The following is an 11,924-nucleotide window of genomic DNA, read 5'->3' as shown; positions in this document are numbered from 1 at the left end:
AGTCGACCGCCGCCTTGGCGGGGGGACTCGTCGAGCGTTGCCGGGCAAGGCGATTGCGGCGAGCAGGGCGGTCAGCTGGACGGTGGGCGGCCACTGTGGACTTGCCTTCGCTCAGCCGACGCGCTTGTACGCCCGCATCGCGAAGAAGTAGCCGATCGCCGCGATGCCGACGCACCAGGCCAGGGCCACCCAGATGTCGTTGCCGACGGGCTGGTCGTGCAGCAGCGACTGCAGCGACTCGACGATCGACGTGACGGGCTGGTTCTCGGCGAAGACGCGTACCGGGGTGGGCATCGTGTCGGTCGGGACGAACGCGGAGCTGATGAACGGCAGGAAGATCAGCGGGTACGCGAACGCGCTCGCGCCGTCGATCGACTTCGCGGTCAGCCCGGGGATGGCCGCGAGCCAGGTCAGCGCCAGGGTGAACAGGGCGAGGATGCCCGTCACCGCGAGCCAGCCCAGCAGGTCCGCACTCGCCCGGAAGCCCATGAGCAGGCCGATGCCGATGATCACGACGACCGAGATGGCGTTGGACACCATCGAGGTCAGCACGTGCCCCCACAGCAGCGACGAGCGGCCGATGGGCATCGAGTTGAACCGGGAGAACAGGCCGGTCTGAACGTCGGAGAACAACCGCACCGCGGTGTACGAGATGCCGCTGGCGATCGCGATCAGCAGGATGCCCGGCAGCAGGTAGTCGATGTACTTCTCGGTGCCGGTCTGGATCGCGCCGCCGAACACGTAGACGAACAGCAGCATGAGCATGACCGGCGTGATCAGTACGGTGATGATGGTGTCCGGACTGCGCACGATGTGGCGCATGGACCGTCCGAACAGGACACCGGTGTCGCGGATCGCCTTCATCACTGGCCCTTCCTCTCGCCGACGATGGCGAGGAAGACTTCTTCGAGGGTTGGCTGCTTCTCGACGTACTCGACCTTCGCGGGCGGGAAGAGCTGCTTGAGGTCGTCGAGGGTTCCGTTGGCGATGATCCGCCCGCCGTGCAGGATCGCGATCCGGTCGGCGAGCTGCTCGGCCTCGTCCAGGTACTGGGTGGTCAGCAGGATCGTGGTGCCGCCCTTGGCGAGCTCCTTGACCGTCTTCCAGACCTCGATCCGGGCCTCCGGGTCCAGCCCGGTGGTCGGCTCGTCCAGGAAGATCACCGCCGGCGCACCCACCAGGCTCATCGCGATGTCGAGCCGGCGCGTCATGCCGCCGGAGTAGGTGCTCGCGCGGCGGTCGGCCGCGTCGGTGAGCCCGAACCGGGCGAGCAGGTCCGCCGCGACCTTCTTCGGGTCGGCGACCGCCCGGAGCTTGGCGATGAGCACCAGGTTCTCCCGGCCGGTGAGCATTCCGTCCACCGCGGCGAACTGGCCCGTCAGGCTGATCACCGCACGCACCTTGTCGGGCTCGCGGACGGGGTCGAAGCCGCCGACCCGCAGCGTGCCGCCGTCCGGCTTGAGCAGCGTCGCGCAGGCCTTGATCGTGGTCGTCTTACCGGCGCCGTTCGAGCCGAGCAGCGCGAAGATCTCGCCGCGCCGCACGTCGAAGTCGACGCCCTTCAGCACCTCGACTCCCGTGAAGGACTTCTGCAAGCCCTCCACCTGAATCGCCTTGTCAGTCACGGGGTGGTCCCTTCTCGGTAGGGGTTCAGTTCTCGATGGGTTCAGGCGCGGTGGATCGTGATGTCGCCGTAGGACGTGCGGCCGCGTACCTCGACGATCTGGGCGGCGCCGTCCGGCTTGGTGGCGTCGGTCATGAGGTTGCGGACGTGCCCGAACGAGGTGTTGACGTCCAGCCAGGCCGCGGTGCCGTCGGCGATGCCGATCTCGAGGCTGCCCATGGCGGTACCGAGGGTCACCGAGCCCCGGACGACCTCGCCGAGCCGGATGTTGCCGTTGGACGTCTTCGCGTCGACTCCGGCACCCGCCTTCTCGACCGAGATGCTGCCGTTCGCCGCGCGTACGCGCAGCTCGCCGGTGACCGAGTCGATCGTGGTGTCGCCGTTGGAGTTCTTGATCGCCGCGGTGCCGTCGATCATGCCGAGCTGGACCTTGCCGCTGCCGGTGCCGATCTCCGCCGTGCCGGCGACGCCGTCGACGGTGACCTCACCGGCTCCGGTGCTCACGTTGAGCGGGCCGGTCAACTGGAGCCAGGCGTTCCCGGCCCCCGTCTTGACCCGGCACTCCCCGAGCCGGCCGACGCCCCGCAGGTCGCCCGCCTGCAGATCGGCGAAGACGTGCGAACCGGTGGGCAGGTCGACGGTGACGTCCACGGACCGGGTCTTGCGGGAGAAGTCGAGCTTGCGCTTCGGGCCGATGATCCGCAGCTGGCCGTTGCTGTAGTCGACGCGGACCTGCTGGGCGGCCTTCACATCGGACTCGTCGGACTCGTCGCTCGGGCGTACCTCGACGACGGTGTCGGCTCGGTCGCTCGCGGCGATCCGCACGTGGCCGAAGCCGAGCTCGATGGTGACGGCGATCGATTCGGGCGTCTGGAAAGTAGGCATGGTGGTCCCCTCATCACGGGTCGGTGAACCGTCCCCGCAGGTGGGGACGTGGTGGCGAAAAGTCGGTGTGGCGAAAGTCGGTGTCGGCCGGTGCGGCTAGCGCACCCAGCCGGTGAAGCTCTGCTTGGTACGCCCGCCGACGCCGAGCGGGTCGAAGCGCTGCTCCCGTTCGGTGCGCTGGAGAGCGGCGGCGGCCGACCGGACGAGCCAGGCGTTGACCGAGCGTCCCTCCTTCGCGGCGGCCTCCTCGATCGCGGCCTTGAGCTGCTCAGGCAGGCGGACGTTGATCCGCGCGGACGGGCCGTCCTCGGCGAACAGCGCCTCGTTGTCGGCCGCTCGATCGGCCGTCGCCGGGGCGTCCACGGTCGCCGCGGCGGTCGGCTCGGCGGGCGGCGGGGTCACGACGAAGTTCGGGTCGCGGCCCCGCAGGCGCAGCTCGACCGAGCCGGGCGCCAGATCCTGGGTGATCTCATCGGCCGCGGCCGACAACGCCTCCAGGAGGGTCATGCGGATCGCCGACTCCAGCGATCCGGTCAGGCGCTCGACCAGCGCACGCGCCTCCTCGCCGCCGCCTTCGGCCAGCGTGGCGAACTCGCGGCCGAGGTTGTTCACATACGTGGTCAAGTCCATGGCACCACTATGGCACACACATGGCACCACCGCAAGCCATCTTGGCTCAGGCTGATGCCAGATTGGCTCAGAACGGCATCATCGTGGTGCCACCTGAACGCGGTGGTGCATGATCGACTGATGCGTACGCGCCGTGGCCTCGTCATCCTTGGCAGCTCCGTCGTCGTCCTGCTGCTCCTGTGCGGCGGATTCGGCGCAGCCCTGTGGCATTGGCGCTCGACGGAGAAGGACCGGATCGACCTGTCCGACCTGACCCGGCGCTCGCCCTGGCCGCGTACGCAGTTGCTGCTGCCGGACCGACTGCCGCTCGACCGGGCGATGGGCGACGTCGGCCCGAACGGTCTGGACGTCTCCTACCCCGCCGTCGACGGTCTGCCGCTCGGGTACGCGATCGAGCTGCTCGACGAGCGTGGCGAACCGGTGTGGAGTGTGAGCTGTGGCGCGCGGGCGGTCGTGGTCTGCACCGATCTCGGCGACGGCTACACCTACGTCAAGGTGCTCGACACCGACAACAGCGACCCCGCGACCATCGTGCGCCGACGGGCCGGCGATCGGATCTACAGCGCCACCGTGAGCGGCGATCACCCCGAGCGCGTGGCGGAGCTGCGCGAGGTGGTGACCGCCGTCCACCAGCCCAGTGACGAGGAACTGCTCGACATCCTGCGCTACGACGGCTACCAGACCGACTGGAGCTGACCGCGTTCGCTCACCGGGTCCAGACCTTGTCCGCCTGACCTTCGACGACACGGGCGACCGTCTCCGGGGCCCGAGTATTGGCGTCGTGCCCCTGGCCGGTCATCATCACCAGCTCGGTGGCCGGGATCGCGCTCTGGAGAGCCTTCAGGCGCTGGATCAGATGCGCCGGGCTGCGATCACCGCCGAGGAGCACGATCGGCACGGCGATCCCCGCGTACGCGTCCAGGCGTACGCCGAGGTTGTCGATGGCGGCGGCGTCGTCCACCTGATGCGGGGCCAGCGCCCGGAATCGCGGTGAGAACGCGACGAACATCGCGATGAGCCCGGCGATCCAGCCCGGCAGGGCCACGATGTCCCGGGTGAAGATCTTCATGGCGGTCCCCGGCCGACCAGCGGAGATCTCCGCTTGGGCACGCGCCACGGCCGCGGTCCACTCGCCGGTACGCAGATGGACCGGCGGTTCGTAGAGCACCGCTCCGCTGAAGGACGCCGGCGACCGGACCAGGGCTTCGAGCGCCACGACGGCACCGGACGAATGACCGACCAGCAGCACCGGTTCGTCGAAGCTCTGCGCCAGATCCACCACGTCCTCGGCCTCGTCGGCAATCGAGCAGGGCAGCCGGTCCGCGAGATCCAGGCGGTACTGGCGGCGGTGGATCCGGACGACTCGGAACCGCGCGGTCAACCGGGCCGCCACCTTGCTCCACGACGCGCCGTCGTCGAGCCCGGGATGCACGACCAGGATCACCTGGCCTTGGCCTTCGTCGACTACCTGCACCTTGACGTCCGGCATGGCGAACCTCCCCTTAGCAGCGCTAAGGAGAGATTAGCACTGCTAAGTTGGAACGCAATGGCTGCTTCGAACCGCCCGGGCCTGACCCGGCAGACCCTGATCGACACCGCCCTGCGCCTATTGAACGAGGTGGGCCTGGACGGGCTGACCGTGCGGCGGCTCGCCACCGAACTCGGCGTCCAGTCCCCCGCGCTCTACTGGCACATCCGCACCAAGCAGGAACTGCTGAACGAGATCGCCGACGCGATCGTCCAGGCGCCCGGCATGGGCCCACCCGACCCCGGCGAGTCGTGGCAGGACTGGCTCACCCGCCGAGCGCACGCCTACCGCCAGTCACTGCTGGCACACCGGGACGGCGCCCGTATCGTGGCCAACGCGCAGGGCCTCAGCACCCGGACCATCCAGGCGCTGAACGCCGAATTGGGTGGGCTCGCGGCGTACGGGTTCACGCCGGTGCTGGCCCTCCGGACGATCACGGCCGTGACGAACTACGCCACCGGCTTCGTCCTGCGGGAGCAGACCGACCGCCCTGCGAGTACGCCGGACGCCTGGCTGGAAGGGCTGACCGGACTGCTCTCCGGCGGCGCCTCAGCCCCTCTACTCATCGCCCTCCGTGACGGCGGAAGTCCGGTCGGCGACGAGGCGTTCGAGTACGGGCTGCGCCTGTTGGTCACGGGCACCGCAGCCACTCTCGCGTCCTGACCTGCTCGTTTCCCTACTGTTTTCTTAGTAGACATTGGTCAGACGCCGATCTTCGCCATCGACACAAGCAAGATCCGATGGGTATAGTCTGCCCGCCATAGCTCCGTCCGTCCCTTTCAGCGCTCTGAGACCTCGGGCGGGGCGAATGTCTGATATGGAGGGCACAAAGCTTGAACCGCAAGAGGGTGAAAGCCCGCCTGTTCTCGGCGCTGACGGCGCTGTCGGTCGTGGGTACGGTCGTCGTCCTGACGGACCATCCCGCTGCCGCGGATCCGCCCTGGCCGACCACACCGCCCGCGGCGATCTGCGGTGACACCAGCGTCCTGAACGGGCCGTCCACTCCGCCCACCGGCGCGGTCACCGTCCCGGCCGGGGACAACAGCGCTTTCAACTTCAACCAGCCGGGTGCGACGTTCTGGTTCGCGCCCGGTACGCACACCTTCGCCGACGACCTCTACGGCCAGATCAACGCGAAGGCCGGCACGACGTACCTCGGCGGGCCCGGCGCGATCATCGACGGCCGCAACCTCAACTTGTACGCCTTCACGGGCGACGTCGCGAACGTCACCATCAAGTACCTGACCATCAAGAACTTCGGTCGTGGCAACGACAACATGAACGAGGGCGTGGTCAACCACGACTCCGGCACCAACTGGACGATCCAGTACAACACCGTGTCCAACAACGACGGTGCCGCGGTGTTCCTGGGGACCGGCAACGTCGTGTCCTACAACTGCCTGAAGGACAACGGGCAGTACGGCTTCAGCATGTTCAAGATGCCGATCGACGGCGACTCGGCGATCAAGAACATCGTCCTGGACCACAACGAGATCGCCGGCAACAACACCGACGACTGGGAGAGCCAGTTCGAAGGGTGCGGCTGCACGGGCGGCGGCAAGTTCTGGGACGTCAACGGGGCCACCATCACCGACAACTACGTGCACGACAACAAGGGCACGGGGCTGTGGGCGGACACGAACAACATCGACTTCCTGTTCGAAGGCAACCTGATCGACCACAACGACGGCGAAGGCATCTGGTACGAGATCAGCTACAACGCCACGATGCGCAACAACACCCTGACGCGTAACGCGTGGGTGAGCGGTAACAACAACCTGGGCTCGCCCGGACCGGCGATCTACCTGTCCGAGTCCGGCGGCGACGCCCGCCTGGCCAGCACCGTGAGTGGCGCCGCCGCGATTCGCATCTACGACAACCTGATCCAGGACAACTTCTCCGGCGTCTCGATCTACGAGAACGCCAACCGCTTCTGCGACTCGAACGGCAACACGAGCAAGGGGTACTGCACGCCGTTCGTCTCCCCGACGCTCATCCCCGAGCCGCACGACTACGAGTACCCCAACCCGATCAGCGCCACGCACCCCTGCTACACCAGCATCGCGAGCGCGCCGTACCTGACCGACTGCCGCTGGCACTCGGCCAACATCGAGGTACGCAACAACGAGTTCCGCTTCGACAGCACGGTCGTCCCCTGCGCCGGCACCTACTGCGGCGTACAGGCGCTGTATGCCACGGGCGCCGACAACATGTCGTGGTCGCCGTACACCGTGGCCGGTGTGCAGAACGCCGTGATGTTCACCAACAACAACCACTTCCACGACAACCAGTACTTCGGGAACTGGCGGTTCGCGAAGGGCTACGGCGAGACGATCGGCTACTCCGCGTGGCGAGCCGCGCCGTACAACCAGGAGGCCAACAGCACCTTCGACGGTGACGAGGGCGGTGGCGGCACGCCGTCGAACCCCTCGACGAGCGACCTGGACGCGGACACCGCGACCCTGGAAGGGTCGATCGGCCAGTGGCAGGACTGGTACTCGGCGGCGACCTCGCGGTCCACCGACGCGGCCCACAGCGGAACCTACGGGCTGCGCGTCGGCGTGACCGGCGGGGGCGGATGGGGCGTGCAGACCGGCAACTGGCCGGGCTTCACCACGACGGCGGGCACGAAGAAGATCAGCCTGTGGGGCAAGCTCGGCTCGGGCACGAACCTGCAGCCGAAGCTGACGGTCAAGTGGCTGGACGGCAGCTCGGCCGTGCTCCAGACCGACCAGGTGACGCTGCCCGTGCTCACCGCCACCTGGCAGGCGGCCGCGGCGCTGGTCGAGGCTCCGGCAGGATCCGCCACCGCGTTGGTGTCGTTGACCGGCAACGGAAGCACCGGGGACTACGCGTACCTGGACGACTTCGTGGTCGGCGACGCGCCCAACCTCCTCGACGCCGACACCGCCGGAGCGGGGTCGACGGTCGGCAAGTGGCAGTCCTGGTACTCCGCCACGGTGGCTAGTTCGACACAGCAGGCTCACGCGGGCACCAGCAGCCTGTGCGTCACGGTCACCGATCCGTGGGGCTGGGCGCTTCAGCTGTCCAACTGGCCCGGCTTCACCGCCGGCGCGGGCGCCAAGCGGGTCAGCTACTGGGGCAAGCAGGGCACCGGCGCGATCTCGAGCGTCACCCTCCGGATCAAGTGGCTCGACGCGAGTCAGACGCTCCTGGGGACCGACCTCGTGCCGCTGAACGCCTTGAGCACCAGCTGGCAGAAGGCGACCGCCGACGTCACCGCGCCGGCCGGGACCGCGAACGTGGCCGTCGAGGTCTACAGCAGCTCAGGCGTCGCGAACGACAGCCTGTATCTCGACGAGTTGCTGATCACCGACGCCGTGTGACCAGGCGACCGGTTCTCGGCCCGCTCCTTGAGCAGCCGAGGACCGGTCTCTCAGGATCGGCTAGACCCGCTCGGTGGCGCTGCGCTCGACGCAGAAGAGGTTGCCCTCCGGGTCGGCCAGGGTGACCCAGCCGGTGCCATCCGGTTTGCGGTGGTCCTCGAACTCGGTCGCACCGATCTTCTTCAGCCGCTCGACCTCGTCGTCCCGAGTTCCGACGGTGGGCATGACGTCGAGATGAATGCGGCGACCGGCTCTCACTTCGCCGACCTTCTCCACCGGAACGCGCGAGAACAGCACCCCCGGGCCCTCACCGTCGGGCGCGACGAGCAACGCCTGGTCGGCACCGGGCTCGTCGGAGGGGTGCCGTGGGTAGCCGGTGACCTCGCTCCAGAACCCGGCCAGCGTGTAGGGGTCCGCGCAGTCCACGGTGATATGCCGAATCAAGGCAGTCACGGGCCAGATGATATTCCCTCAGCGGCACCGAGAACAGCGCTGGGAACCGCGACGGTGACCTCCAGGCCGCCGCCCGGCAGCGCGACAGCGTGGACATTGCCGCCGTGGGCATGGCAGACGGCCCGGACGATGGACAGGCCGAGGCCGGATCCCCGGGCGCCCGTACGCTCCCGCCCACCCCGGCGGAACGGCTCGAACAGGCCCTCGACGTCGGCCTGGTCGACCTCGAAGCCGGTGTTGCCGACGATGAGCTGGCTGGTCCCCCCGCCGCTGCCGGTACGCACCCAGATCCGCCCGTCGCGGTGGTTGTAGCGGCAGGCGTTCTCGATGAGGTTGCCCGCCAGGCGTTCGAGCAGGCTCGGGTCGCCGACGACGGGCGCGGGCGCCAGATCGAGGGCGACGTCGAGGTGAAGCCGCCGGATCTCCCGGGACATCGCGTCCAGCGCCCCCGGTACGCCGTCCGCCAGATCGGCCGCCTGTTTGCGGGCCAGGGCGGTCTGCGCCTCCGACCGGGCCAGCACGAGAAGCGCGTCGACCAGGGCGTTCGCCCGTTCGGAGGCGTCCTTGACGACCGTGCCCATCCGGCGCAGCTCGGCCAGATCGGCCTTCGGGTCCGACAGCGTCACGTCGATCTCGGTCTTCATCACGGCGAGCGGCGTACGCAGTTCGTGGGAGGCGTTGGCGACGAAGCGCCGCTGCGAGTCGAAGGCGACCTTCAACCGGTCGAGCATGGCGTCGAAGGTCCCGGCGAGTTCGGCCACCTCGTCGTCGGCGCCCTCGTATCGGATGCGCTGGTCGAGGTTCTGCCCGCCGAGGCGGCGTGCGGTCGCGGTGACCTGCTGGAGGGGTCGCAGCGCGCGGCCGACGACGGCGTACCCGCCGACGACGCCGACCACACTGATCGCGACGAGGGCCAGCAGGCCCTTCTCCAGCAGCTCCGCGCCGACGTCGCGACGCAGCTGCCGCTCCCACTCCTCGACCGGCAGCTGGCGACCGTCGGCGAGCACGACCTGAGACGACGGATCGAGGTGCTCGGCCGGTTGGAGCGCCTCACTGGCCAGCAGGAAGGCGAGCGCGATGAGCAGCGCGCCCGCGCCGACCAGGAGCAGCCCGTTGAGCAGGGTCAGCCGCAGGCGCAGGGTCGGCCGCGGAAGACGGCGTCTCACGACTGGTCCGCGGGCTCGGCCGTGATCCGGTAACCCGCGCCGACGAGCGTCTCGATCAGCGGCGGGTCGCCGAGCTTGCGGCGCAGCGTACGCATGGTGACCCGGACGATCGTGGTGAACGGGTCGGCGTTGGCGTCCCAGACACGTTCGAGGAGTTCCTCCGTGCTGACGACCGCGCCGTCCGCCCGCAGCAGCGCCTCCAGCAGCCCGAACTCCTTGTTCGTCAGGTCGAGCTGCTGACCGGCCCGGGTCGCGATGCGCTTGGCGGGATCGAGCGTGACATCGGCCACATGCAAGATCGGCGGCGTGACCGGGGTGGCCCGCCGGCCGAGTGCCTGCACCCGGGCGACGAGCTCGCTGAAGTCGAACGGCTTCGGGAGATAGTCGTCCGCGCCCAGGCTGAGGCCCTCGACGCGGTCGGCCACCGTGCCGCTCGCGGTCAGCATCAGCACGCGCGTCAGCGCCCCCGACGCCACCAGGTCCGCGCAGATCTGGTCACCGTGCACGCCTGGCAGGTCGCGGTCCAGCACGACCACGTCGTACCGCGTGACGAAGGCGGCCTCGTGGCCCGCGTCGCCGTCGTAGGCCACGTCCACCGCCATGCCGTGGCGGCGTAGGCCCCGCGCGATGGCGTCGGCCAGGTGCTGCTCGTCCTCAATCACGAGTACGCGCATAGCCCGAATCCTCCCCGGTTCGTGCCACTCCAGCCGTGACAGCGACTGGTACGTCTTCACCGAGGACGATCCGGTCGAGAAAATTCTTAACCGGCGAGCTATTGCGGCTAGACCGGTCGTCCGCCACGCTGTCGGACGACGAGCCTTCGCATCCCCCCTGCTCGAAGGAGTTCCTCAATGAAGAGACGCAGTGTACTTCGTGCGGCTGCCGTAACCGCCGCCGCGAGCGTCCCGGCTATGCTGGCGGCCCCCGCGCAGGCCGGAGACAAGGTGAAAGACCAGCCCTACCCCAATCAGGACATCGTTTTCCGGCGCTGGGCGTCCGACGCCGACTACGCCACCGGCACGTTCAACGGAACGGCGGCGAGCGGTGGCCGGCTGACGTTCGGCACCTCGGCCGGGCAGACGGCGTACACAAATGCTGTGAATGGAACGACGCGGACCTATGACTTCGCGACGTGGACCTCGGCCTTCGTGGCCCCGGGTTTCACCGCCCAGGAGCTGATCGCGTCGTGGACCGCGACCACCCCGGGCGGCAGCTGGGTCCAGATCGAGGTACGCGGCGTGACCGCGCTGGGCAACACCACCAAGTGGTACGTGCTGGGCCGCTGGGCGGCCGACAACGTGGACTTCCACCGGACCTCCGTGACCGGCCAGGGCGACACCGACGGGACCGTCTATACCGACACCTTCTCGGCCGCCGCCGGGCATGAGCTGTCGAGCTGGCAGCTGCGGGTGACCCTGCTGCGCCTGGTCGGCAGCGCCGACAGCCCCACCCTGACGAGCTTCGGCGCGATGGCGTCGCACCTGCCGGCCGTGCCGAAGAAGTGGACCGTGTCGACGCCGAAGGCCGCCCAGGGCGTCCTGCTGACGGTGCCGGGCTTCTCCCAGAACATCCACACCGGGCAGTACCCCGAGTACGACAACGGCGGCCAGGCCTGGTGCAGCCCGACGTCGGTCTCGATGATCATGGGGTTCTGGAACAGCCTGCCCCCGGCCGCCGACTACGCCTGGGTGGATCCGTCCTATCAGGACCCCTGGGTCGACCACGCCGCCCGGGGCACCTACGACTACGCCTACTCCGGCTGCGGCAACTGGCCCTTCAACCCCGCGTACGCCGGCCGCTACGGGCTCACCGGGTTCATCACCCGGCTGCGCTCGCTCAACGAGGCCGAGCTGTTCATCGCGGCGGGCCTGCCGCTGGTGACGTCGCTGTCGTTCAAGAAAGGCCAGATCCCCGGCCTGACCTACGGCACCGACGGACACCTCATGGTGCTGTCCGGCTTCACCGCCGGCGGCGACCCCATCGTCAACGACCCGGCGTCACCGAGCGACGACGCCGTGGTCAAGTCGGTGGGCCGCGCCGAATGGGAAGCCGCCTGGCAGACCTCGTCGCGCGGCGTCGTCTACGTGATCACTCCGCCCGGCCGGGCACTGCCGACGCCCCCCGCCCAACCCAACTGGTAACCCCCCACCCCCCTCGCTCACGCTCGCACCCCCACCCCCGTCGTTTCGCGGCGTTGATCATGGAGTTTGCCCCCTCGACACGCCGTCGAGACCACAGTTAACTCCATGATCAACGGGGGAGAGCCGCGCGACGGGGGGAGAGCGGCGAGC

General features: G+C 68.8%; 12 protein-coding genes. 4 read left to right on the top strand and 8 right to left on the bottom strand.

Translation table 11 applies throughout. The features are described 5' to 3' along the window. Nucleotides 1-111: 111 nt before the first annotated feature. The 4 genes from AB0M47_RS39355 to AB0M47_RS39340 all read right to left on the bottom strand — a co-directional run bounded on the left by AB0M47_RS39355 (nucleotide 112) and on the right by AB0M47_RS39340 (nucleotide 3,139). Nucleotides 112-864 (bottom strand): ABC transporter permease, encoded by a 753-nt coding sequence (locus AB0M47_RS39355; protein WP_363423314.1) that lies wholly within the window; start codon nucleotides 862-864, stop codon nucleotides 112-114. Beyond that, nucleotides 864-1,625, bottom strand: a complete 762-nt coding sequence (locus AB0M47_RS39350; protein WP_363423313.1) for an ATP-binding cassette domain-containing protein — start codon at nucleotides 1,623-1,625, stop codon at nucleotides 864-866. The genes AB0M47_RS39355 and AB0M47_RS39350 overlap by 1 nt, the downstream gene beginning before the upstream one ends. Nucleotides 1,626-1,666: 41 nt before the next feature. Continuing rightward, nucleotides 1,667-2,509, bottom strand: a complete 843-nt coding sequence (locus AB0M47_RS39345) for a DUF4097 family beta strand repeat-containing protein (protein ID WP_363423311.1) — start codon at nucleotides 2,507-2,509, stop codon at nucleotides 1,667-1,669. A 96-nt stretch (nucleotides 2,510-2,605) separates the two neighbouring features. Beyond that, nucleotides 2,606-3,139 (bottom strand): YlcI/YnfO family protein, encoded by a 534-nt coding sequence (locus AB0M47_RS39340; RefSeq protein ID WP_363423309.1) that lies wholly within the window; start codon nucleotides 3,137-3,139, stop codon nucleotides 2,606-2,608. 120 nt (nucleotides 3,140-3,259) lie between these two features. On the opposite strand from AB0M47_RS39340, the gene AB0M47_RS39335 reads away from it, so the two are divergent. Further along, a complete protein-coding gene (locus AB0M47_RS39335) occupies nucleotides 3,260-3,835 on the top strand; it encodes a hypothetical protein (RefSeq protein ID WP_363423307.1) in 576 nt (191 codons plus the stop codon). Nucleotides 3,836-3,845: 10 nt separating this feature from the next. Here the strand turns inward: AB0M47_RS39335 and AB0M47_RS39330 are convergent, their stop codons facing one another. Further along, the gene (locus AB0M47_RS39330) at nucleotides 3,846-4,628 is read right to left on the bottom strand and encodes an alpha/beta hydrolase (protein WP_363423305.1); all 783 of its coding nucleotides are present in this window, start codon (nucleotides 4,626-4,628) and stop codon (nucleotides 3,846-3,848) included. A gap of 57 nt (nucleotides 4,629-4,685) precedes the next feature. Here AB0M47_RS39330 and AB0M47_RS39325 point away from each other — a divergent pair, with 57 nt between their 5' ends. Both AB0M47_RS39325 and AB0M47_RS39320 read left to right on the top strand, forming a co-directional pair. Beyond that, entirely contained in the window at nucleotides 4,686-5,330 is a 645-nt protein-coding gene (locus tag AB0M47_RS39325; RefSeq protein WP_363423304.1) for a TetR/AcrR family transcriptional regulator C-terminal domain-containing protein, read from the top strand. Between the two features lie 170 nt (nucleotides 5,331-5,500). Continuing rightward, nucleotides 5,501-8,014 carry a right-handed parallel beta-helix repeat-containing protein gene (locus AB0M47_RS39320; RefSeq protein ID WP_363423302.1) on the top strand — a complete coding sequence of 838 codons (2,514 nt, stop codon included), beginning with the start codon at nucleotides 5,501-5,503 and terminating at the stop codon, nucleotides 8,012-8,014. Between the two features lie 60 nt (nucleotides 8,015-8,074). On the opposite strand, the gene AB0M47_RS39315 is transcribed toward AB0M47_RS39320, so the two are convergent. From AB0M47_RS39315 to AB0M47_RS39305, 3 genes are read right to left on the bottom strand one after another with little or no spacing between them, the layout of a single operon-like run. Next, nucleotides 8,075-8,467, bottom strand: a complete 393-nt coding sequence (locus tag AB0M47_RS39315) for a VOC family protein (RefSeq protein ID WP_363423300.1) — start codon at nucleotides 8,465-8,467, stop codon at nucleotides 8,075-8,077. Continuing rightward, a complete protein-coding gene (locus tag AB0M47_RS39310; protein ID WP_363423298.1) occupies nucleotides 8,464-9,633 on the bottom strand; it encodes a HAMP domain-containing sensor histidine kinase in 1,170 nt (389 codons plus the stop codon). The genes AB0M47_RS39315 and AB0M47_RS39310 overlap by 4 nt, the downstream gene beginning before the upstream one ends. Further along, the gene (locus tag AB0M47_RS39305) at nucleotides 9,630-10,307 is read right to left on the bottom strand and encodes a response regulator transcription factor (RefSeq protein ID WP_253756576.1); all 678 of its coding nucleotides are present in this window, start codon (nucleotides 10,305-10,307) and stop codon (nucleotides 9,630-9,632) included. Before AB0M47_RS39305 ends, AB0M47_RS39310 begins: the two co-directional genes overlap by 4 nt. A 177-nt stretch (nucleotides 10,308-10,484) precedes the next feature. Between AB0M47_RS39305 and AB0M47_RS39300 the strand changes: the two genes are divergently transcribed. Next, on the top strand, nucleotides 10,485-11,774 hold the full coding sequence (locus AB0M47_RS39300) for a C39 family peptidase (protein WP_363423296.1): 1,290 nt from the start codon (nucleotides 10,485-10,487) through the stop codon (nucleotides 11,772-11,774). Nucleotides 11,775-11,924: the final 150 nt, after the last annotated feature.

The sequence above is a fragment of the Hamadaea sp. NPDC051192 genome (genome assembly GCF_040682475.1).
Taxonomy (GTDB): Bacteria; Actinomycetota; Actinomycetes; order Mycobacteriales; family Micromonosporaceae; genus Hamadaea; species Hamadaea flava.
Note: the sequence above shows the minus strand (reverse complement) of the source record. Positions and strands in the feature narration are given on the sequence as shown.

Excerpts from the sequence above, each read along its gene's own strand:
- AB0M47_RS39355 (WP_363423314.1), bottom strand. The coding sequence starts at position 864 with ATGAAGGCGATCCGCGACACCGGTGTCCTGTTCGGACGGTCCATGCGC.
- AB0M47_RS39345 (WP_363423311.1), bottom strand. The coding sequence starts at position 2,509 with ATGCCTACTTTCCAGACGCCCGAATCGATCGCCGTCACCATCGAGCTC.
- AB0M47_RS39340 (WP_363423309.1), bottom strand. The coding sequence starts at position 3,139 with ATGGACTTGACCACGTATGTGAACAACCTCGGCCGCGAGTTCGCCACG.
- AB0M47_RS39335 (WP_363423307.1), top strand. The coding sequence starts at position 3,260 with ATGCGTACGCGCCGTGGCCTCGTCATCCTTGGCAGCTCCGTCGTCGTC.
- AB0M47_RS39330 (WP_363423305.1), bottom strand. The coding sequence starts at position 4,628 with ATGCCGGACGTCAAGGTGCAGGTAGTCGACGAAGGCCAAGGCCAGGTG.
- AB0M47_RS39325 (WP_363423304.1), top strand. The coding sequence starts at position 4,686 with ATGGCTGCTTCGAACCGCCCGGGCCTGACCCGGCAGACCCTGATCGAC.
- AB0M47_RS39305 (WP_253756576.1), bottom strand. The coding sequence starts at position 10,307 with ATGCGCGTACTCGTGATTGAGGACGAGCAGCACCTGGCCGACGCCATC.
- AB0M47_RS39300 (WP_363423296.1), top strand. The coding sequence starts at position 10,485 with ATGAAGAGACGCAGTGTACTTCGTGCGGCTGCCGTAACCGCCGCCGCG.